The 22,410-nt window shown below is 72.0% G+C and carries 12 protein-coding genes and 1 pseudogene; 4 read left to right on the top strand and 9 right to left on the bottom strand.

All coding sequences use genetic code 11. From position 1 onward, the window contains the following. Nucleotides 1–221: 221 nt before the first annotated feature. From AB0L95_RS27435 to glpK, 3 genes are all read left to right on the top strand, one after another. A complete protein-coding gene (locus AB0L95_RS27435; RefSeq protein ID WP_365165686.1) occupies nucleotides 222–1,862 on the top strand; it encodes a GGDEF domain-containing protein in 1,641 nt (546 codons plus the stop codon). 396 nt (nucleotides 1,863–2,258) lie between these two features. Beyond that, entirely contained in the window at nucleotides 2,259–3,017 is a 759-nt protein-coding gene (locus AB0L95_RS27430) for an MIP/aquaporin family protein (RefSeq protein ID WP_365165683.1), read from the top strand. Between the two features lie 21 nt (nucleotides 3,018–3,038). Continuing rightward, the gene (gene glpK, locus AB0L95_RS27425; protein WP_365165680.1) at nucleotides 3,039–4,559 is read left to right on the top strand and encodes a glycerol kinase GlpK; all 1,521 of its coding nucleotides are present in this window, start codon (nucleotides 3,039–3,041) and stop codon (nucleotides 4,557–4,559) included. 111 nt (nucleotides 4,560–4,670) lie between these two features. Here the strand turns inward: glpK and AB0L95_RS27420 are convergent, their stop codons facing one another. From AB0L95_RS27420 to AB0L95_RS27400, 5 genes and pseudogenes are all read right to left on the bottom strand, one after another. Further along, complete coding sequence (locus tag AB0L95_RS27420; RefSeq protein WP_365165677.1) at nucleotides 4,671–5,276, bottom strand: ATP/GTP-binding protein; 606 nt, start codon at nucleotides 5,274–5,276, stop codon at nucleotides 4,671–4,673. Then, nucleotides 5,257–8,872 (bottom strand): annotated as a pseudogene (locus tag AB0L95_RS27415) (hydantoinase B/oxoprolinase family protein). Before AB0L95_RS27415 ends, AB0L95_RS27420 begins: the two are co-directional and overlap by 20 nt. Nucleotides 8,873–9,233: 361 nt before the next feature. Then, a complete protein-coding gene (locus AB0L95_RS27410; protein WP_365165674.1) occupies nucleotides 9,234–9,629 on the bottom strand; it encodes a DUF742 domain-containing protein in 396 nt (131 codons plus the stop codon). A 9-nt stretch (nucleotides 9,630–9,638) separates the two neighbouring features. Next, nucleotides 9,639–10,079, bottom strand: a complete 441-nt coding sequence (locus AB0L95_RS27405) for a roadblock/LC7 domain-containing protein (protein ID WP_365165671.1) — start codon at nucleotides 10,077–10,079, stop codon at nucleotides 9,639–9,641. Further along, nucleotides 10,076–12,868 (bottom strand): nitrate- and nitrite sensing domain-containing protein, encoded by a 2,793-nt coding sequence (locus AB0L95_RS27400; protein ID WP_365165668.1) that lies wholly within the window; start codon nucleotides 12,866–12,868, stop codon nucleotides 10,076–10,078. The genes AB0L95_RS27405 and AB0L95_RS27400 overlap by 4 nt, the downstream gene beginning before the upstream one ends. Nucleotides 12,869–13,289: 421 nt before the next feature. Here AB0L95_RS27400 and AB0L95_RS27395 point away from each other — a divergent pair, with 421 nt between their 5' ends. After that, nucleotides 13,290–13,874 (top strand): hypothetical protein, encoded by a 585-nt coding sequence (locus AB0L95_RS27395; RefSeq protein WP_365165666.1) that lies wholly within the window; start codon nucleotides 13,290–13,292, stop codon nucleotides 13,872–13,874. A gap of 238 nt (nucleotides 13,875–14,112) precedes the next feature. Here the strand turns inward: AB0L95_RS27395 and AB0L95_RS27390 are convergent, their stop codons facing one another. The 4 genes from AB0L95_RS27390 to AB0L95_RS27375 all read right to left on the bottom strand — a co-directional run bounded on the left by AB0L95_RS27390 (nucleotide 14,113) and on the right by AB0L95_RS27375 (nucleotide 22,264). After that, nucleotides 14,113–18,756 carry a hypothetical protein gene (locus AB0L95_RS27390; RefSeq protein WP_365165663.1) on the bottom strand — a complete coding sequence of 1,548 codons (4,644 nt, stop codon included), beginning with the start codon at nucleotides 18,754–18,756 and terminating at the stop codon, nucleotides 14,113–14,115. A gap of 178 nt (nucleotides 18,757–18,934) precedes the next feature. Beyond that, nucleotides 18,935–19,813 (bottom strand): hypothetical protein, encoded by an 879-nt coding sequence (locus tag AB0L95_RS27385; RefSeq protein WP_365165661.1) that lies wholly within the window; start codon nucleotides 19,811–19,813, stop codon nucleotides 18,935–18,937. Between the two features lie 37 nt (nucleotides 19,814–19,850). Beyond that, nucleotides 19,851–21,380, bottom strand: a complete 1,530-nt coding sequence (locus AB0L95_RS27380; RefSeq protein WP_365165659.1) for a hypothetical protein — start codon at nucleotides 21,378–21,380, stop codon at nucleotides 19,851–19,853. Between the two features lie 176 nt (nucleotides 21,381–21,556). Continuing rightward, the gene (locus AB0L95_RS27375; RefSeq protein WP_365165656.1) at nucleotides 21,557–22,264 is read right to left on the bottom strand and encodes a GntR family transcriptional regulator; all 708 of its coding nucleotides are present in this window, start codon (nucleotides 22,262–22,264) and stop codon (nucleotides 21,557–21,559) included. Nucleotides 22,265–22,410 lie beyond the last annotated feature (146 nt).

Here is a 22,410-nt window from a genome sequence, read left to right as displayed (position 1 = left end):
CTTGCAGATCACGGCATGTCGGCCTGGCACGGCAGGGGATTTCCGCGTCCCGGGCGGGCGAGCGACAGGCAGGGCGGCCCGCCGAGTCGTTCCGACGGCGGCTTCGCACATATGCGAAGGCCGTTTGCGTCTGTTCACACGCTCCGTGACCACCTGGGAATCCTGTGTGAACAGGTTATGAACTGGGCCTCTGGACGCACCGACGGCGCCATCATGCTCCCGTGCCCTCCTGGACGGATACTCTCCGCTTCGCGTTCCAGCCGGTGGTCAATCTGATGACCGGAGGGGTCACCGCGCTGGAGATCCTCGCACGCCCGGAGACCGGCGACGTCCTGGCCCAGGCCCGCCGGGACCCCGAACTCGACGGGAACCTGGCCGCCTTGGCGATCCGCGCCGCGGCGCGGATGGAAGCCCTGTTGCCCCTGCACGTCAACGTGTTCGCCGGGACCCTCGCCGACCTCGGGGGCCTCGCCGCACTGCGGGATGCCGTGCGTGAGGCGGGACGGCTGCCCTGGGAGGTGACGGTCGACGTCGGACCGCCGTACACGCACGTGCCGCACCGGGCGCTGCTGGAGGCCGTCGCCGTGCTGCGCGGGGAGGGCTTCCGGATCAGCGCGGACGGAATCGGCGACGGCGACATACCCCTGAGGCTGCTCTCGGACCTGGCACCGGATCTGATGAAACTCGACGTGTCCCTGGTGACACGGCCGGCGGCGGTGCGGGCCATGCGCACGCTGTGCGAGGAACTGGGCGCGCTGCTGTCGGTCGAGGGGGTGGAGACCGAGCGGCAGTACGCGGCCGTGATGGCGGCCGGGGCCCAGTTGGCGCAGGGCGAACTCTTCGCGCCCCCGTCCCGGCTCCCGGTAGCGGACGTATACCTTCCGACGCTGTCTTCCGCGGTGCCGTCCACACAGCGCACCGGGCCTTCAGTGCGGCAGTTTCTGCGACCGGCCGCGTTGCTGCCCGCGACGGCCCCGGCCGGACAGGTGCGGGCGCTGCTCACCGGCTCCCCCGACGTGTCCGGGGTGCTGCTGGTCGACCCGGCCGGGGTGCCGGTCCGTTCCGTGCACCGCTCGCGCTTCCTGCTGTCGATGTCGGGACGCTACGGGCATGCGCTGTACGCCGACCGGCCCGCGGCGAAGCTCGGCGATCCGCCGCGTACGGTCGGGGTCGACGCCACGGCGTGGGAGGTCCTCGACGTGGTCGCGGACGGAGAGCGGGACCGCACCTCGGACGACGTCGCAGTGGTCGACCACCACGGGCGGTGCGTAGGGGTCGTCCGGCTCGCGGATCTCGTACGGGCACTGGCCGAGAGCCGGGTCGAGGAGGCGGCGGGGCTCAATCCGCTGACCCGGCTGCCCGGTTCGGACGCGATCACCGGCGAGGTGGACCGGCGCATCGCCGACGGGCGGATGTTCGCGCTGAGCTGGCTGGACGTCGACCACTTCAAGCAGGTCAACGACGGGGCGGGGTTCGCCGCCGGGGACGAGCTGATCCGTGCGGTCGGGCAGGCGTTGCAGGGCGCCGCGTCCGGGAGCACGCGCGTGGGACACATCGGCGGGGACGACTTCCTGGTGCTGGCGGATCCGGAGGGCCTCGGCCCGCTGGCCGAATCGGTCCTGGACGCGTCGTGGTCGGCCGCCGGACGCGCCGTCACCCTCTCACTGGCCACGGTGCTGTGCCCGCCCGGCAGTGTCACCGACCACCGCCAGGCGGCCGCCTGTCTCGCTCCGCTCAAGCAGGCGGCCAAGGCACTGAGCGGTGCCAGTTGGGTGCTGGGCCGGGCCGGTCTGCCGGGCCACGAGATACGCCGCGGCTCCTCGGGGGCCCGGGCCGAGGCCGGCCAAGCGGCCTGGGGCTGAGCGTCACCAGGGCCTGGTGGTCAGCGGTGCGTGACGACCGGTCCGGTGGTCCCCGGCCCGACGGCGGCCTCGGGCCGCCCTGTGGCGCCGGTCCGAGAGGGTCGGCCGCAACCGTTGCCGTCACCGGCCTTGACGCTCTGTGGGTGCCGGTGAAAACTTCCGGATGTCAGTCGGCATCGCGGTCGCAGGCGCCTTCATGTGATGCGCCCCTGAGGCCCCGCCTCCGCATGGGCCGTCCCCCGCCGGGCGATTCCGCTGTACAGGCACGCTCGTCGCGGACGCCGGGCGGGGCACGGGACCTGCCCTGCCTTCGGCTGAAGTCGCCAAGGGACACGCACCCTGCACGGAGGACGGACACGGGGCGGAACCGCCCCGGGCGAGGGCCCAGGAGCCGCCATGACCCATGGAAGCATCATCGTCCGCGAGTTGATCGGAACGGCCATCCTCATCCTGTTCGGCGCGGGTGTCTGCGCCGCCGTCACGCTCAACCACTCCAAGGCCCAGGGCGCGGGCTGGGTCGTCATCGCCTTCGGCTGGGGGTTCGGCGTGCTGGCCGGCGCCTACACCGCCGCCCCGAAGTCGGGCGGACATCTCAATCCGGCGGTGACCCTCGGTCTCGCCATCGCCGGCATCACCCGCTGGGGCGACGTGCCGTACTACCTGCTGGGTCAGATGGCGGGCGCGATCCTCGGGGCCGTACTGACCTGGTTGCTCTACTTCGCCCAGTTCCAGGCCAATGCGGAGGAGGACAAGGCGCTGCCCACGCTCGGGATCTTCTCCACGGCTCCCGAGATCCGCAATCCGGCCGCCAACCTGATCACCGAGATCATCGCGACCATGGGCCTGGTGCTGCCCATCCTGTTCTTCGGCAAGAACCTCGGCACCGGCATCGGCCCGATACCCGGCACGACCGCGTACGGCTCGGGTATCGGCATCCTGCTCGTCTCTCTGCTCGTCGTCGGCATCGGCCTTTCTCTCGGCGGGCCGACCGGCTATGCGATCAACCCCGCCCGCGACCTCGGCCCGCGCCTCACCCACTCCGTGCTGCCGATCCCCAACAAGGGTTCCTCCGACTGGGGCTACGCCTGGATACCCGTGGTGGGTCCGCTGATCGGCGGGGCGCTGGCGGCCCTTGTGTACAAAGCAGCCTTCTGACCCTTTGACGAAGGGGACGTCATGACGGACACCGCTCAGCAGTACGTCGCCGCGATCGACCAGGGCACCACGTCCAGCCGTTGCATCGTCTTCGACCAGGACGGCGCGATCGTCGCCGTGGACCAGCGCGAGCACCGCCAGATCTTCCCCAAGCCCGGCTGGGTGGAGCACGACGCCACGGAGATCTGGTCCAAGGTGCAGGCCGTGGTCGCGGGCGCGATCGCGAAGGCGGGACTGCGCGCCGACCAGCTCAGCGCGCTCGGCATCACCAACCAGCGCGAGACGACGGTGCTGTGGGACCGCGCCACGGGCAAGCCCGTGCACAACGCGATCGTCTGGCAGGACACCCGGACGGCTGCACTGTGCAACGAACTCGGGGGATCCGACGGGCAGGATCGTTTCCGCGAGCAGACCGGGCTGCCGCTGGCGAGCTACTTCTCCGGCCCCAAGGCGGCCTGGCTGCTCGACAACGTGCCCGGTCTCAGGGCCCGGGCCGAGCGTGGCGAGATCGCCTTCGGCACCATCGACTCCTGGCTGATCTGGAACCTGACCGGGGGCACGGACGGCGGGCGGCACGTCACCGACGTCACCAATGCGGGGCGCACGATGCTGATGAACCTGGAGACGCTCCAGTGGGACCCCGCGCTCCTGACCGCCATGAACATCCCCGAGGCCGTACTGCCGGAGATCAGGTCCTCCTCCGAGGTCTACGGAACCGCCGTGGGCCAGCTGGCGGGTGTGCCCGTGGCCTCGGCGCTGGGTGACCAGCAGGCGGCTGTGTTCGGACAGGCCTGCTACGACGTGGGCACGGCGAAGAACACCTACGGCACGGGCAGCTTCCTGCTGCTCAACACCGGCAATCGGCCGGTGCCGTCGAAGAACGGCCTGCTCACGACCATGGGGTACAAGATCGGCGACGAGGCGCCGGTCTACTGTCTGGAGGGCTCGATCGCGATCACGGGCGCGCTGGTGCAGTGGTTCCGCGACCAGCTCGGCATCATCCGCGGCGCGGACGAGATAGAGACGCTGGCGGCGAGCGTCGAGGACAACGGCGGCGCGTACATCGTGCCGGCCTTCTCCGGTCTGTTCGCGCCGTACTGGCGCTCCGACGCGCGCGGCGTAGTCACCGGCCTGACGCGGTACGTCACGAAGGCGCACCTCGCGCGGGCGGTGCTGGAGGCCACGAGCTGGCAGACTCGCGAGGTCGTGGACGCCATGTTCCAGGACTCCGGGGTGCAGATCACCAACCTCAAGGTCGACGGCGGCATGACGAAGAACCAGCTGCTGATGCAGCACCAGGCGGATGTGCTCGGTGTGCCTGTGATCCGTCCGAAGGTCTCCGAGACGACCTGTCTGGGCGCGGCGTACGCGGCCGGGCTGGCGACCGGGGTGTGGCACGACCTCGATGAACTGAAGTCGCACTGGCAGCAGGACGTGGAGTGGACACCCGTCATGGAGTCCTCGGTGCGCGACCGTGAGTACCACAAATGGCGCAAGGCCGTGGAGAAGAGCTTCGGCTGGCACGAGGACGGCGTGGGCTGAAAGCTCCCTCCACGCGTGCGTGCGTCTCGCGTGTGCCCCACGCGCGCGTGGAGGTCCCCGGTCCGTGCCTTGGTCGGCGGGGTACGGGCCGCGGGTGGCCGGAGCGGGGGTTCAGGTGGTGACGCCCGCGTGCCGGTCGGCCGAGTACGCCAAGGCGTGCCGTACGACCTCGACGAGGACGTCCTTCACCGACTCTCGCTCACGTGCGTCACAGAGAACGACCGGCACACCGTCGTCGAGGTCGAGGGCCCGCCGGACATCCTCGACGGGGTAATGGGCCGCTCCCTCGAAGCAGTTGACGCCGACGACGAACGGTATGGAGCGGCGCTCGAAGTAGTCGACGGCGGCGAAGCAGTCCTCCAGGCGCCGGGTGTCGGCGAGGACGACCGCTCCCAGAGCACCGGTGGCCAGTTCGTCCCACAGGAACCAGAAACGGTCCTGGCCCGGCGTGCCGAAGAGGTAGAGCGCCAGGTCCTCGCGGAGGGTGATGCGGCCGAAGTCCATCGCGACGGTGGTGGTGTGCTTGCCCTCCACACCGCTGGTGTCGTCGACCGGGCGACCGGCCTCGGTGAGTACCTCCTCGGTGCGCAGCGGCCGGATCTCGCTGACCGCGCCGACAAGGGTGGTCTTGCCCACGCCGAAACCGCCGGCCACGAGGATCTTGAGCGTGACGGGCTCGACGGGAGGCTTGCCGCGCTCACTGCGCCCGAAGATCATCGTTCTCTTCTCCTGCTCTGGGGGTCGGTCGGCGGCGGTCCGTAGCCTCCGCCGCCGGGGGTTTCGACGACCAGCACGTCGCCGGGGCCCACGTCTGCCGAATCACTGCCCTCGAGGTGCAGCACCGTTCCGTCCGCGCGCTCCACGCGGTTGGCTCCGAGCGCGCCCGGCTCGCCGCCCGCCATGCCGTAGGGAGGGACTCTGCGGTGCTGGGAGAGCGTGGAGACGGTCATGGGTTCCTGGAAGCGGATCCGGCGGACCGCCCCGTCCCCGCCGCACCAGCGGCCGGCGCCGCCACTGCCGTACCGTACCGCGAACTCGTCGAGCAGGACGGGCAGTCGCCATTCGAGGATCTCGGGATCGGTCAGTCGCGAGTTGGTCATGTGGGTCTGGACGACGGGTGCGCCGGGGAAACCGTCGCCCGCGCCGGAGCCGGAGGCCACGGTCTCGTAGTACTGGTACCGGTCGTTGCCGAAGGTGACGTTGTTCATGGTGCCGGATCCCTCCGCCTGCACAGCGAGCGCCGCGTACAGCGCGCCGGTGAGGGACTGAGAGGTCTCGACGTTGCCGGCGACGACGGCGGCCGGGGGTTCGGGCGCAAGCATGGAGCCGGGCGGTACGACGATGTCGAGGGGGCGCAGACAACCGTCGTTCAGCGGGATGTCGTCGGCGACCAGAGTGCGAAAGACGTACAGGACCGCGGCGTTGACGACCGAGAAGGGTGCGTTGAAGTTGGTGGTCAGCTGGGGGGACGTACCGGTGAAGTCGATGGTCGCGGAGCGGCTGTCGCGGTGTACGCGCACACGGACGCGGATGACCGCTCCGGAATCCGTCTCGTAGGCGCACTCGCCGTCGTCCAGGGCGTCGATGACACGGCGGACCGCTTCCTCGGCATTGTCCTGGACGTGCTTCATGTACGCCTGTACGACGTCCAGGCCGAGGTTCTCGATCATCCGGCCGACTTCGTCCACGCCCTTGCGGTTGGCGGCGATCTGGGCGCGCAGATCGGCGAGGTTGGTCTTGGGGTTGCGTGACGGGTGGGGCGCCTCGGTCAGGAGCCGGAGGGTCTCCTCCTCACGGAAGCGGCCGTTCTCGGCGAGCAGCCAGTTGTCGAAGAGGATGCCCTCCTGCTCGATGGTGCGGCTGTGCGCGGGCATGGAGCCCGGGGCGATGCCGCCGATCTCCGCGTGGTGGCCGCGGGAGGCGACATGGAACAGGATTCGCTCACCCTCCGTGTCGAAGACCGGGGTGATGACGGTGACGTCGGGCAGATGGGTGCCGCCGTGGTAGGGGTCGTTGACGGCGTAGGTGTCTCCGGGGCGGATGGCGCCCGCGCGCCGTCGGATGACCTCTTTGACGCTGGTGCCCATGGAGCCCAGGTGGACGGGGATGTGGGGGGCGTTGGCGATCAGGTTGCCGTCGGGGTCGAAGAGGGCGCAGGAGAAGTCCAGGCGTTCCTTGATGTTGACGGACTGGGCCGTGGACTCCAGGCGGGCGCCCATCTGTTCGGCGATGGACATGAAGAGGTTGTTGAACACCTCAAGCAGGACGGGGTCGACTTTCGTGTCGAGGTCGGAACTCTCCGTAATCGCCAGGCGTTCCATGACCAGATGCCCGTCATCGGTCGCCACGGCCTGCCAGCCGTCGTCGACGACGGTCGTGGCACTCGTCTCCGTGATGATCGCGGGGCCGATGACGGTCTCGCCGGGAGGCAGATGCTCCCGGCGGTGGAGAGGTACGTCGCGCCAAGCACCGCCCGTATGAAGACGGACGGTCTCGGGGGCGGCGGAGCGGCCTTCGTACGGGGCGAGGGCCGACAGATCGGGGGGTTGAGTGATGCCGGTGGCTTCCACGGAGAGGGCTTCGACGACGATCGGGCGGTCGAGCGTGAAGGAGTATGTGGCGCGATGACGATCTTCGAAGGCGCGTTTCATCGTGTCGGGCTCGGTCAGCTCGACGGTGAGGGTGGTGTCCGTGCCGTCGTAGCGCAGCTGGGCCCTGCGGGCGATACGGATGCGGTCCTCGGGCACGTCCTCGGCGAGGAGTTCGGCGCGGGCGGCGGCTTCCAGGTCGTCGGCGGTCTCACAGACCCGTGGCATCGAGGCGGGGTCCAGGGGTGCCTCGACGGACTGCTCGCGCATGGCCGTGGTGTCGGCGAGCCCGATGCCGAGCGCGGAGAGGACACCGGCCATGGGGGGTACGAGGACGGTGCGGATGCCCAGGGAGTCCGCGACCTTGCACGCGTGCTGGCCGCCGGCTCCGCCGAAGGTGGTGAGCGCGTAGCGGGTGACGTCGTGGCCCTTCTGGACCGAGATCCGCTTGACGGCGTTGGCGATGTCGGCGACCGCGATCTGGAGGTAGCCCTCGGCGACCTGCTCGCAGGTCCGGTCGTCGCCGGTCCGCGCGCGGATCTCCTGTGCGAGGGCGGCGAACCGTTCGCGGACCAGGACGTCGTCCAGCGGCTGGTCTCCGTCGGGGCCGAACACCCTGGGGAAGTGGGCGGGCTGGATCCGGCCGAGCATGACGTTGGCGTCCGTGACGGTGAGCGGGCCGCCGCCCCGGTAGCAGGCCGGCCCCGGGACCGCGCCGGCCGAGTCCGGCCCTACGCGGTAACGAGAGCCGTCGAAGTGGAGGACCGAGCCGCCGCCGGCCGCAACCGTGTGGATGTCGAGCATGGGTGCGCGCAGCCGGACACCTCCGATCTGCGTGGTGAAAACCCGCTCGTACTCACCGGCGAAGTGGGAGACATCGGTGGACGTGCCGCCCATGTCGAAGCCGATGACGCGGTCGAAGCCGGCGAGCTGCGACATCCGGGCCATGCCGACGATGCCGCCTGCGGGCCCGGAGAGAACGGCGTCCTTGCCGCGGAACTGTCCGGCCTCGGCCAGTCCCCCGTTGGACTGCATGAACATCAGCCGCACGCCTTCGAGTTCGTCGGCGACGTGCTGGACGTAGCGCCGCAGGACAGGCGAGAGGTAGGCATCGACGACGGCCGTGTCACCGCGCGGGACCAGTTTCATCAGGGGGCTGACCTCGCTGGAGAGCGAGATCTGCGGAAACCCCGTCCGGGCGGCCAGCTCCCCGACGGCCCGCTCGTGGGCCGGGTGCAGATGGCTGTGCATACAGACCACGGCGACGGCGCGGATCCCGTCGTCGTACGCCTCCTGGAGCGCTCCGGCGAGGGCCTCAAGGTCGGGGGCACGCAGGACGGTGCCGTCGGCGGCGATGCGTTCGTCGACCTCGACGACCCGCTCGTAGAGCGGCTCCGGAAGCTCGATCGCGCGGGCGAAGATGCTCGGGCGGTTCTGGTAGGCGATGCGCAGGGCGTCGCGGAAGCCGCGGGTGATGACGAGGAGGGTGCGTTCGCCACTGCGTTCCAGGAGGGCGTTCGTGGCGACGGTCGTGCCCATCCGGACACTGTCGATCGACCCGTCGTGGTCGAAGAGTTCACGCACGCCCGCGACGGCCGCGTCCGCGTAGTGGTGGGGGTTGTCCGACAGGAGCTTGTGGGTGAGCAGGTGGCCGTCCGGGCGGCGCGCGACGACGTCGGTGAAGGTGCCGCCGCGGTCGACCCAGAACTGCCAGCCCGTGGTCACGTCCGTGTCTCCGATCGCGCAGCTCGGAACCGTGTCCGCGGGAGACTGATCGGCTCGCCGCAGCCGGTGGTCGACGATCGAGCAGATCATAACCGTCGGTGCCTGCCGGCGCCGGTCCACGCGCGGGAGACCGCACCGGCGCGCACTCAAGCCACTGGGCTCTCCCTGGCCCGGACGGGTCTCGCTTCCGGGCCCTCTCGCGCCCGGACGGGTCTCGCTTCCGGGCCCTCGCGCCCGGGCAGTTCTTTCTCCCTGGATGTCCTGCGCCCCGATGCCCCCTGCTCCCGGGGCATCCCGCAGCCGGACGCTTGCCGCTTCCGGGTGTCCGCGCCCCTTCCGGGGCCGCGCGGACACCCCCGGCTCACAGGGCCCGCAGGCCGTTGATCACATCGCGCAGGATGCTCTCGTCCACCAGCTCGGCGGGCGGCACGGGACGCGACACATGCACCAGGTCCTCGTCCACGAGGTCTCCCACGAGAACGCGGACCACTCCCACAGGCAGGTCGAGTTCGACGGCGAGTTCGGCGACCGACTGGGGGGCGTCACGGCACAGCTCGACGATGTCCACGTGTTCCGGGGACAGCGACGGGTCCGCCTCGGGGTGGTCCACCTGCGGTTCGGTGACGACCACCGCGATCAGATCGAGGCGGTGCTGGACACCGTGGCTGGTGCGGCCCCGCGTCACGGCGTACGGGCGGACCACGGGCCCGGCCTCGTCATCGAACCAGTGGCTGCTTCCCTGACCGTCTCCGCTCATACCATCTCACTACCCGCCCGAGGGCAGATCGGTGCGCGGAGCGGAGGCGAGATGTGCGCCGACGCGCTTGACCAGGAGGGTCATCTCGTAGGCCACCTGCCCGACGTCGGAGTCCGCGTCCGACAGGACGGCGAGGCAGCTGCCGTCACCGGCGGCGGTGACGAACAGGAACGCCTCGTCGAGTTCCACGATGGTCTGCCGGACGCCGCCGGCGTCGAAGTGCCGTCCGACCCCCTTGGCGAGGCTGTGGAATCCGGAGGCGACCGCGGCGAGGTGTTCGCTGTCCTCGCGGCTCAGCTCCTTGGAGACCCCTGTCGGCAGGCCGTCACTGGAGAGCACGAGCGCCTGGCGGATGCTGGCTACGCGCTCCACCAGGTCGTCGAGGAGCCAGTTCAGCTCCCCCGACGCCTCGTTCGTCGCGGTGGGCCCTGCGGCCTTCGGTGCCGTCATCGACCGTCTCCCTTTGTCGTTCCTCGTGCTGAGCCGTCATGGGCCTCGTCGCCCGCGGCGTTCTCCTCGCGGCCGCGCTGCCAGCCTCGCTGGAGCGAGGCGAATCGGCTGCGGACCTCGTCGGCGTCGCGCTCGGCCGGACCTGCCCCGTTCGGGGTGCGGGACCGGTCCCGCTCGGCGAGCCGGTCGGGGTCTTCCTTCAACTGCGGTGCCAGGCTGGCCTGTCGAACCCGGCGGGGCAGCGCGCCCGTGTCCGATTCCGTCTGTCCCTTCTCCGTGTCCTGCTGCGGGGCGGCCCCCTCCGCTCCTGCCGGGGGCCGGGTGCGACGCCGCTGCGGCAGGGCAGGGGCCTCGGACCGTTCCCCGTAGGAACGTGGAGCGCCTCCCGTGGGTTCCGTCAGGCGACCGGACGGCCGTCTGGCCTCCTGCAGATCTGTCACCCGCCGTTCCAGCGGCTCCGCCTCGCCGTCGGCACGTCCGCGCCGCGGCCCCGATCCCGTCACCGGACGACCGTGGGAGCTGACGAGCTTGGGGGCGTGGTGACGCGGCAACGGAACGGGGCCGCCCGGGTGGTCGGTGTCGCCGGCTCGGTCCGGTTCGCGCCGGGAGTCGCGTGTCGAGGGGCGATGGACTCCCGGGGCGTCGGCGAGCGAGCGGCGGGGGCGGAAGAGACCTCCGCGTTCGCTGTCCTCGTCGCCGAGGGCGCCGGGGAAGTCGTCGATCGCGTCCAGGTCGACGGGGGCCTCCAGCTCCACCGGACCGTCCAGGATCGGGGCCGGGATGCCAGGAAGCTGGGCGGGCTTGGCGGAGAGCCCCGGCGTGTGTTCCTCGGCCCCGGTCTCCTTGGTGTCGGGCAGCGGGCGGTCGAGGCGGAAGCCGATTCCGTGGGTGTCCGGGGCGTCGTCGGTGAGCAGCACGTCGGGGATGAGGACGACGGCCGTGGTCCCGCCGTAGGGGGAGGGCTGGAGGGAGACGCGGACGTTCTGGCGCCGGGCGAGTCTGCTGACCACGAAGAGGCCGAGCCGGTCGGTGTCGGACAGTTCGAACTCGGGAGTTTCGGCGAGTCGGAGGTTGGCGTCCAGGAGCGCCTCGGCCCCCATGCCCAGGCCGCGGTCGTGGATCTCCAGGGTGAAGCCGTTGGCGACGCGTTCGCCGATGACCTGCACGGCGGTGTGCGGCGGCGAGAACACCGTGGCGTTCTCCAGGAGTTCGGCGACCAGGTGGGTGAGGTCGGCGACCGCGGAGCCGGTGACGGCGACGCGGGGCAGCCGTCGTACCTCGATGCGCTCGTAGTCCTCGACCTCGGCGACAGCGGCGCGCACGATGTCCATGAGCTGCACCGGTTTGCGCCACTGCCGGGAGGGGGCGGCGCCGGAGAGGATGACCAGGCCCTCGGCGTGGCGGCGCATGCGGGTGGTGAGGTGGTCGAGCCGGAAGAGGTCGGCGAGTTCCTCGGTGTCCTCGGTCCTGCGCTCCATGGTGTCGAGGAGGGTGAGCTGTTTGTGCAGAAGGACCTGACTGCGGCGGGCGAGGTTGACGAAGACCTCGGAGACCCCGGCGCGCAGCTCAGCCTGTTTGACGGCCGCCTCGACCGCGGCGCGCTGGAGGGTGTTGAGGGCCTGACCGACCTCGCCGATCTCGTTCTGGTCGTACTCAAGGGTCGGCACCTCGGTCTCGATGTCGACCTGTTCGCCCGCCGAGAGACGCCGCATCACGCTGGGCAGCCGCACCCCGGACGCCTCGTGGGCGTCCAGACGCAGCCGGCGCAGATCGCGGATGAGGCCACGGCCGATGCGGACGGACATGATCAGGGAGACCAGCAGGGCGACGAGACCCAGGACGCCCGCGACGGCCGCTTTGACGATGACGTCGACGGCCAGGGGGCGTACCCGGTCGTGATAGCGGTCGTCGGCCTGGCTGCCCATCGTGTCGAGCCGGTCGAGGACCGGCCCCGCGGCCTCGTCCCAGCTCTTCGCGGTGACGCCGTGCGCGGTGCCGGGCGCGGCGTCGACGACCGACTGCTCGGCCAGGCGCAGGGGTGCGGTGTCGGCGTTCCTCCAGTAGCGCCGGAAGCGTTCACTCTCCGCGCCCGGCAGCAGGGCCAGGCTGACGTCGTACATCACGGTGCGCTGCGCGACGAGGCCGGAGACCTGGTGGATGTCGTCGCGGGTGATCCGTCCGGCGACGAGCGCCGAGCCGAGGAGGGCGTCCTCGCGGGAGAGCAGTTCACGGGCGCGCGAGACACCGGCGAGCGCACGGCCTTGCTTGTCCATGTCGACGTTGTCGAGGAGCTGAAGGTTGGCCAGGAGCGTGAAGCAGGGGTCGATCAGACGGTTGTAGAGGTCGAAGGCCTGGGTGCGTTTGACGGTGCCGTCCTCGACGCTGCGGCGCAGCGACTTCATGCCGTCCAGGGCGTCAAGGATCGAGGTGAGCCGGTCGGCGGTGCCCGGCCCCATCTCCTGGTGCAGGTCCTCGTCCTTGCTGTTGCGACGGAGCTCGGCCACGACCGCGTCGGTGGCGGCGCGGCTGCGGTGGAGCGTGGCGAGGGAGTCGGAGACGCGCGGGTCCGCGAGGTAGACGAGGGTCTGGCGGCGTTCCTCCTGAAGGAGGCGGACAGTGTCCTCGGTGGGGTAGCCGACCTTTTCGACGACGTACGAGGCGTGGAACACGGACTGGGCCGCGCGGCCGGTGAGCACGGTCGCAAAAGCCCAGATGGCAGTCAGGGACAGGAGCGGCACGAGAAGGAGCGCCACGATCTTCCGGCGGATGGACTTCCCGCGAAAGCGCATGGCCTCCCCCAGCTCGACCCCCTCCGGCCGGGGGTACGCGTGTGCGTCAACAAACGGCGTGAGCCTACTACCGACACACAGGTATCTCGAAGGGTCGACCGGGCGCACCACCCATGGACAGCGAACAGGACATGGGGAGTTGTCCCGCCATTACGGGGAATTTGCTCCCCGGAACCGGCATGCGGTGCAGGAGGACAACGGATCGGGCATCCGGGGCGGTTGGCCGGAAATTTTCGTTCGTCGGGAATCTTCGCAGAACGTCGATCGTCCTTCTGTACGGGAATCGGGGGCGGATTCGGCCACAGGCGCCGCAAGCCGCGCTCAGGCGGCGTAAAGCGACGCAAGCCGGGCCGCCACTGAGGAGCCGGAGTCGTATGACACCGGGACAAGGGGCCTGCGGGCGGTGGGGAGTGACGAGTTGATGGGCACTGCGGAGCGGCGTGGGACGCCCGGGCCGGGCGGTGCTACGCCCACCACGGCGCAACGGGATGCACGGAGGGCGGATCGCGCCGCCCCGGTGCGCGCCTCCCGAGTGGCGACGCGGGAGCGGGGCGCGGCGCGCGCAGGGGCTGTTCCGGCGGCCCGGCAGGGCGCGTCGAGGGACGAGGAGCGGTACGAGACGCCGCGCTACCGGCCGTTGTGGGTGGAGGAGCCCGCGCGCAGGCGGCGGCTCCCGGATCCGGTGCGTACGGCGGCGGTGCGGGCCGTGCTCATCATCTCGGTGACCCTGATCCAGGCGGTCGTCGCCTTCCTGTGCACGATGGCCGACTCCTGGCTGGCGTTCCCGATGCTCCTCTCGAGCGTGGCCAGCACGGTGGTGGCGACGTGGGGCGTGCTCGACGTCTGGGTGACGCGCCAGATGTGGCATCAGCGCCATGGAGTGGTGTCGGCCCCCAGCAGCACCGCTCGCCAGCTGCGCCGCGAGCGTCGGCGGGCGCGGGCCGCGGAGCGGGCTCAGCGTCGGATACCCGGGCAGGGCGGCGCCGGCCAGTTGTCGCACCCGTAGCCACAGGGGGCGGAGTCACGGTGCCGCCGTCGAGGCGGCCCCCTTCCCTGCGTGGACGGGCGGGGACGACGACCCCTCGGCCCCGCTCGACCGCGCGGCTGCGGGTCACGCGGGGTCGAGGGGCCGCGAGGTCGTGGGCGGCTCCGCCCTACCGGATCCGGTCCGCGTCGATCCATGTATCACCACGACGGTGCTCGGCAAGAAGTGCGCGGATCGGCCTCGGGGAGGAAGCGTGAGGTCACGCGGGTCGTTTGAACATCCGAGTCGCGGTGATCTCGCTGTGTACCGCTTCTCCGGACATCGGCTGCTGCGGCAGTCCCGGCCGGAGGTGCTCCTCGACGCGGATGTACTTCAGCCCGGCCCGTAGGTCGGCGTCGTTGCGCAACCGGATGACCAGCGGGAACTCGGCGAGCGCGGTGGTGTCGAACAGCCCCGTGGTGTACAGGAGCTGGACGCCGAGCGCGTCCGAGACGGCCCGCTGCAGCTCCAGCAGGTAGGTGGCGTTGGCGCGTCCGATGGGGTTGTCCAGGAACAGCGTGCCCGCGTGGCGGTGCTTGTCCCGGCCTCGGTCGTTGGAGCGCAGCGCGGCCATCGTGCAGTACAGGGCGATGGCCGCGGTGAGCAGCTGGCCGCCCGAGAACACGTCTCCCATCTGCCCGACCGGGACCCGCTCGGCACGCAGCACGGCGTCCGGCTTGAGGATCTCGACCGCCACGCCCTTGGGCTGGAGCGCCGCGCTGACCCCCCTCAACAGCAGCGACATGCCGTCGCGCCGCAGGTCGGAGTTCTTCTTCACGGCTGCGCGGGTCGCCTCGTCGATGACCTCGCCCAGGCGTTCGATCAGCGTGGACTGGTCGGGTTCCTCGAAGCGGATCCGCAGGAACTCCTGCCCGGACCACTCCCCGAGGCCCTCGGGCAGCCGGGACAGCCGCTGCGCGGACCGCAGGGTCGTCAGCGCCGACTCCACCAGGCCCCGCAGACGGTCCACGATGGAGTCCCGGTTGCGCTCCAGCTGCGCCAGTTCGTCGGTGAGGACGCGCAACCGGGGTGCGAAGGCGTCCGCCCATCGCTGTGCGTGTTCCGGCAGCGCGGACGCCGGGAGTTCGCGGATCTGCTGCCGAGCGGGGGTGCGGACCTGCTCGTAGCGGGTGAAGTTGGCGTGCCGGACCAGCACGTCGCAGGCCTCGCGCACGGAGCTCTCGGCGGCAGACAGATCGGCGGCGCAGCCACGCAGCGATCTGCGGGTCTCCGCAGCGGCCCGGCGGGCCTCCTCCAGCGTGCCGGGATAGGGCTCCGGCTCCTCCTGTTCCTCCTCGGACGCGTGCTCGCGCAGCAGATCGCGGAGCATCGCCGCGACCTCGTCGAAGCCGCCGGCCCCGTCCTCGGCGGCCCGGTGGGCCTCGAGGAGTTCGGCGTGGGCCTCGCGGGCCTGGCCGAGCGCCTCGACCCGGGAGGCGAGTTCGGCGGTCGCCGTACGCAGCAGAGCCTGTGCGTGCTCGGCGTCCCGGGGCGCCAGTTCCTCGGACAGCTCGGTGTGGGCCTCGCCGTTCTCGGGCGCGTGCCGCTCGGCCTCGCCGCGCAGCCGCCCGAGCTGTTCGCTGGCCGTGGACATCCGGGTCTCCAGCAGCTGTACCAGCTCCTCGGCGCGCGCGGCGGCGGCCTGCCGGGACGGGCCGTCGGAGCCGTCGGGTGACTCAAGGAGCTGCTCGGCACGTGTGCGCACCTTGTTGCTGAGCCGGTCCAGTTCGGCGAGGGCGGCGGACTCGTCGCTCTCGGCCCGCGCCTGCTCCGCCCGCAGATCGGCGCCGACGCCGACCTTCTCATACACCTGGGAGGCGGCCCGGTAGGCCTCGCGGAGGGCGGGCAGGGACGTCCTGGGCGCGTTCGCGTCGTCCTCCGGTACGTCGTCGGGGGCGCCCGCGATCTCCGCGCGCTCGGCGCGCAGCGCACGCGCCGTGCGACGGGCGTCGTCGGCGGCGCGCTGTGCGGCGCGGCGGTCCTCGTCGGCGGCCCGGGCGCGCTCCAGACAGGTCTGGGCGCGGGCCTCCGCCTCGACCGCCTCGTCGGCGAGTTCCCGCAGCTTGACCTGCCAGCCCGCTCGCTCGCGCAGCCGGAAGGCAAGCCCGGCGAGGGCGTCGGCGGCGCGGCGGGCCTTCTGGGCGGCCTCCTGCCGCTCGTCCCGCATCTGGGCGGCCTCGGCCGCGGCCTCGTCGGTCTCGGCGCGGGCGGTGCGCGCCTCGCCCAGCTCGGCCTCCGCCTCCTGGGCGAACGCGCGGGCGTCCCGGGCGGCCGTGGCGAGTTCGGTGAGCCGTCCGGCGGGGCATCCGGTGCGCCAAGAGGCCAGCCGGGCCGCCAGCTCGCGCTCCTTGCCGAGCCGGGCCGCGAACGCCCGGATCTCCTCGTCGCGCGCGGTGGCCCGGGCGCGCAGCGCCTGCCGCTCCTCATCGGCGGCGTGCTCGTCGTGCATGGCCGGGTTCGGCGGTACCAGGAAGACACCGCCGGCGCCGCTGTCGCTCTCATCGAGAGTCGGGGTCGGGGCGAGCAGCGCGGCGGCGGTGCCGACCGCGACGGCCGAACGCGGCAGCAGCGCGGCGTCGCTCAACGTCTGGCGGGCCCGAGCGTGCGAATCCGGATCGGTGATGATCACACCGTCGACGAGTTCGGGGCGGGCTGCCAGCACACGTGCGTGGTCGGCGGGGTCGACGGCCTGGGCGAGATAGCGCCAGCCGGGCAGCGCGGGAATACCGTGCTCACCGAGGAACTCGACGGTCGCCAGCACATCGGGGCCCGGCGGCAGCAGCCCGCCGTCACCGAGCGCGCCGAGGATGCGTGCGTCGTCGGCCGCCGCCGTGCGCAGTTCGAACAGCTGTCGTTCGGCGGAGACGACGGAGTCCTCCAGCAGCGCGCGCAGTTCGTCGGCGAAGCCGTCCAGCTCCTCGGGTGTGAGGGGGCCCTCGCCGGTGGCCGGGACGTCGGCCGGGTCCGTGTCCGTGTCACGCCGGGGGCCGGGGACCCGCTTCCGGGCAGCCTGGTCCGCGCCCGACAGGCTGAGCAGTTCCGCCAGCCGCTCCTCCGCGGCCAGCGCCTCGGCGGTCCGGCGCTCGGCCTGGTACGTGCGCTCGGCGGCCGTGGCCGCGTCCGCCGAGCGGGCCGCCGTCAGTTCCGCCCGGGACTCGGCCGAGGCGGCCTCGCGCGCGTGCTCGGACGCGCGGCGGGAGGCCTCCCGGGCGGTGTCCCAGGCCGCGACGGCCTCCTTCTCCGCGTCGCTCGCGGCCAGCGCGGCCCGGGCCGGGTCGGCGTCGGGAGCGCTGTCGTCCAGCCAGCCCGCCCGGACGGCCTGAGCGGTCTCCTGCTCGACCTCGTCGAGCCGCTGGCGCAGATGCCCGGCCTCGCTGCGGGCCCGCTGCGCCTCCGTGGCGGCGGCGGTGGAGTCCCGGTAGGCGGACTCGCCGACCTCCTGGAGGGCGGCGGAGCGCTCCTCCTCCTCGTTGGCGAGGGTCTCGGCGCTCTCGGCGGCCGCGTGCAGCGCCCGTACGAGATCGACGGCGGCCTTGGCCCGGGCGGCGAGCGCCGGTGCGGCGTCCCGCTCGGCCTCGCGGATCGCGGCGGCCACGCGCGCGGAGCGGTCGGCGGCGGCGCGGTGCCGCAGAACGACCTCGGCGGCCTGCCACGCGGAGTACAGCTGGCGGGCGTCGGCCAGTTCACGCTTCTGCGCGGCGGCGGCCTTCTCGGCGCCGGCGAGTGCCAACGAGGCGTGGCGGTATGCCAGTTCGGCTGCGACCAGCGCACTGCGCTCCCGGGCGCCCTCGGCGTGGGTGACGGCGTACGCGGCGGCGGTCACCCGCTGGGCCAGATCGGCGGCCCGGACCCGTTCCCGCACTCCGCGCGCGGACAGTCGCCGCGCCAGGGCGCGCGTGCGCCGCTCGGCGCCCGCATGGATGTCGCGGGCCCGTGACCGCCCCTCGGCGGCGTCGACGATGCGCCCGAGGAGGTCCACCGACCCGGCGGTGAAGTCCCGTTCGGCGATCAGCTCCGAGCGTCGTCCCAGCTTGTTGCCGAACCCGCTGACCAGGTCGGCGAGTCCGTCGGTGTCCCGGGTGTCGGTGACGGCGCGCAGCAGCAGGTCGGTGAAGTCGGAGTCCTTCTTGACCGCGAAGAGGCCGGCGGCCTCACCCTCGTCGGCGTTCATCTCCCGCTGGTAGCGGAAGAGTTCGGGGTCGAGACCGAGGTCGGTCAGATGCTCGTTCCAGCGGTCGTGGATCTCTTCCCAGTGCACTTCGAGGTGCGGGTACGCCTTGCCGGCCTCCGTGAGGGCGTCCCGGAAGCCCTTCATCGTGCGGCGCCGCCCCTGTGCGCCGGACGCGCCCTCGACGGGCGGCCGTACGGCGGTGGACTCGGCGACCGGCAGGTTGTCGAGGCTGAGGCCGGGCCCCGGCCGGAAGGAGTACCAGGCCTCCGCGAACTTGCGGGGGTCGTTGGAGACCTGCCGGCCGCGCCATTCGCTGACCTTGCCGACCACGACGCACTCACCGGTCAGCGTGTGCTGCCACTCCAGCGCCACATGGCCGCAGTCGTCGGCGAGCAGGAACTTGCGCAGCACACCCGAGCTGGCGCCGCCGAGGGTGTTGCGGTGACCCGGCAGCATCACCGAGAAGATCAGCTTCAGCAGGACGGACTTGCCGCCGCCGTTCTCCAGGAAGAGCACGCCGGCGGGCGCGGGGCGGCGCGGCGGCCCGGCGGGCTCCTCCTCGAAGAACTCCGCCTGCATCGGCGCGGGGTCGGGCACCAGATCACCCACACCCCGCAGGTCCAGCACGGTGTCGGCATAGCGCGCACCGGCCGGCCCGATGGAGTAGAGGCGGACCCGGGACAGCTCGTACATGGGGGGCTCTCGTCGTCGGTCGTGCTGAGTGGTCGGAAACGGGGGGAGGTTCGGGGAGCTCGCAGACCCCTGGCGCTTCGGTGGCTTCGGGGGCCTGTGGCGCTCGGAGGGCGGTGAAGGTCCCTCGCGCCTGGGAGCGTCCGAGGCCTGTGGTGCCTCGGACGCCTGCTCCGGAGTCTCAGGAGTGGAACGGCAGTCCGGCGTCGGCCACCAGCTCCAGGTCGTCGGCGTCCTCGGCGGGCAGCAGGGTGGCCGAGCCGTCGGTCACCGGCACGACGCCCAGTTCGAGCAGTTCGGCCATGGCCGCGCTGCCCGCCATGTCGCGCACCTGGAGCTGGTAGCGGGCCGTTGTGCGGTAGGTGCCGCCGTTGTCGTCGCCCGTACGCTGCAGGAAGCCGGAGTCGGTGAGGAACGCGACGGCCTTGGCGACGATGCCGGTCGTCGAACCCGCGAGTCTGCGTGCGTCCTTGGTGGCCCCGGTCGCGCTGCGCCTGGCCCAGATACGCCAGGCCGCCTCCAGGCCGGGGGCGTCCGTCGCCGGGTCGGTGTTCTCCCCCTGCTCCTCCGCCCGCTCCTCGAGTCGGCGGCAGGCCTGGCGTACGAACGCGTCGACGCCGTTGACCGTGACCCGGCCGATGTAGCCGTCGTCCGCCAGGTCCTCGGGGCGCGGAAAGGCGAGGGCGGCGACGGCGAGATGGGCGAGCCCGTGCAGGAAACGGTCGCCGGAGTCGGCCGACGTACGGCGCGCGTAGTCGCCCATGCGGACGGCGAACACGGAGTCCTCGGCGGCGGTCACGGCCATGCCGGCGCGCGGGGACACCTCCAGGACGACCAGACCGAGTCCGGTGGCGACGGCGTCGGCGAGGCGCCCGAACGGCGGGTCCTCGCGGTAGCGGCGCAGCAGGTCCGCGTACTCCTGGTCGCGTGCGGGCTGCAGCTTGGGCTGCAGCCCGAAGGCGACGAGCCGCGCCGCGTCGGCGGCGTCGGCGGGGGTGACGGCGGCGCTCGCCGGAGCGGCGGCGGTCTCCGGATCGCTCCACTCGACGTGCTCGGTCACGGTCGGGACTCCTTGTCGTGCTGGTACTGGTTGCCGTTCATGCCGCCTCCGCCCGGTCCGCCGCCATTCCGGCCGCGTCCAGCTGAGCCGTCCCCACGATCAGATCCGCACCGCCGAACTCGGGGTCGTCCAGCTCCGTTCCGTCGTCGACGGCGAAGAGCAGCTTCTCCTCGCCCTGCCGGTAGGCCGTGCCCACCGGCGGGCTGGCCGCGTGCACGGCCAGCAGGGCCACCAGGTAGGGCAGCTCGGGATCTCCTGTGCCACGCGCCTCGGCCAGCAGTCCGGACAGCCGCCGCGGGGCGTCCGCCGGCAGGTCGAGCAACTCGGTCGCGACGGCGAGCTGCTCCTCGCTGAACCGGCTGTCGTCCGGCGTCGCGACCAGATCCGGCTCGGGCATCTCCGCCCCGAGGTGCTCACGCTCCACCGGCGGCGTCAGCAGCAGGTCGACGAGGTCCACGACCCGTACGGAAGCGGGCGTGCGCAGCCCCGTGCCGTGGGCGAAGAAGGCGTCGGTGACGCGCACCGCCTGCTCCAGGGGGAGCGGCAGCAGCGGGGCGAGGAGGTGCCCGTAGAGGTCCGTGCCGGACATCGCCGCCGGCGTGGCGAACGCCTGCCGGTCCTGTTCGGCGCGGAACAGCGGGCCCGCCTCCAGGAGCCGCGACTGCAGCTGGGTGTGCCGCCGGATGCAGTCCTTGACGATGTCGACGAGTTCGGCGGCGCGTCGCTTCTGCTCGGGGTCCTCGGACTCGTCGCGGGCCTTGCGAATGTTGGTGAGGATCGCGTTCTCGTGGCGGTAGCGGTCGGCGACGTGGTCGAGGGCCTCGGCGATCATGTCCGGCACCGCGTTCAGCCAGTCCACCGCGCGGACGTTGCGCCGGGTGGCCTCCAGGGCCCTGCGCAGCGACTCCGAGTACTGCACGGTGCGGTAGCGCGCCTGTTCGGCGGCGAGCTGGGCGTCGGCGAGGCGCCCGCGGCTGATCAGCACCTCCAGCTTGACCTCGGCGGCGATCTGAGCGCTGGTGACGTCCGTGTCGAGTGCGCCGACGAGAACGTTGACCGCTTCGTCGGTGGTCCGGAGGTAGACGGTGCCGCCGTATCCGGGCACCTCTTCGATCAGCTTGAAGTCGTAGTCACGGCGGACATAGGTGCCGTCCGGCTCGAAGGTGCCGTAGACGGCGCGGAAACCGCGGTCGACGCTGCCGACGTTGATCAGGTTCTCCAGCACCCAGCGGGCCACGCGCTCGTGCTCGGCGACGGGGCGCCGCGGGGCCTGGGCGGCGATGCGCGGGATGAGCCGGGCGACTATCTGGTCGTGGTCGGCGCCCGTGTCGAAGTCCATGTTCAGCGTGACCAGGTCGATGGCGGCGAGGGCGACCTCCGCCATCCCGTAGACCGAGTACTCACCCGCGAGGTTGGCCTTGCGCGTGTCCAGGTCGTGCAGCGGCGCCGTGCAGGCGAGCGCGCGCAGCCGTCGCGCCAGCCCCTCGTCGGCGGCCGGGCCCGGAGCAGGCCGCGGCCCCGCGCTCAGCTGGGGCGGAACACGGTCCGTCGATGCAGGCGAAGTCACGGTGCACAGATTAGGTCCTCGGTCTGACAACAGCCCAAACGGCGCGGGACCGCTCCGCAGGGACGGGCCGGGCGACACGCGAGGCGGGGCCGGCCCACGGACGGCTCGGCGGCACCGGCGGGCGCCGCTCGGACGGCACCGGAGCACGCCGCTCAGCCACCGCCGAAGGGCAGCGGTCAGCCGCCGGTCCGGCCCCCGTCGGCCACCCGGCGCCCGTAGACCTCGACGAGGCCCGCCCGCGAGTCGTCGAGGTAGACCGCGAGCAGTTCCTCGGCCCGGTCGCGCTCCCCGGCCCGCAGGGCCTGAAGGATCTGCAGATTGCGCGCGAGGTACGGCTCGTGCAGCCGGCGCGGGTCGTCCACCACATGGAAGGCGAGCCGCAGTTCGGCGAAGACGCTGCGCATCAGCTCGTCGGTGCGTTCGCTGCCCGCGAGGGCGACCAGCTCCCGATGGAAGTGGATGTTCGCCGTGGACACCCCTTTCCAGTCACCTTCGCGGGCCGCCCGCTGCCCTTCGGCGACCGCCTCGCCGAGCCCGTCCACGGCGTACGGCGGCTTCCCGAGGCTGTGTACGACGGCGCACTCCACGAGTCCCCGGACGCGGTAGATGTCCTCGACGTCCTCGACGGCCAGCACACGTACGAAGACCCCGCGGTTCAACTCGTGGACCAGCAGCCGTTCGTGCGTGAGCAGCCGGAACGCCTCGCGCAGCGTGTTGCGGGAGACGCCGAGCGCGCCGCCGATGCTGTCCTCCGACAGCCGGGTGCCGGGCGGGAAGTAGCCCTCGGCGATCCGGCTCCTGAGGATGTCCGCCACCCGCTCGGCGGTGCTCGTACGCCCGAGGAGAGCGCGGTCGTCGGCCAGTCCCGTCAGCTGCTCTGCCATGCCCGGAATTCAAGCGCAGACACGAGAGCGAAACAACACAGGTATTGAAGGATCGTTCAACGATCCTCTACCTTGCTGCGCACGGCGCCGCCCGCTTCTCCCCGCGGTGCCGTGGCTTCCCCCCGGCACGGCTCGGTTCCCAGCAC

Source organism: Streptomyces sp. NPDC052036 (genome assembly GCF_040680495.1).
In the GTDB taxonomy this organism is placed as follows: domain Bacteria; phylum Actinomycetota; class Actinomycetes; order Streptomycetales; family Streptomycetaceae; genus Streptomyces.
The sequence above is the reverse complement of the archived record's forward strand: the minus strand, read 5'-3'. Positions and strand labels throughout refer to the sequence as shown.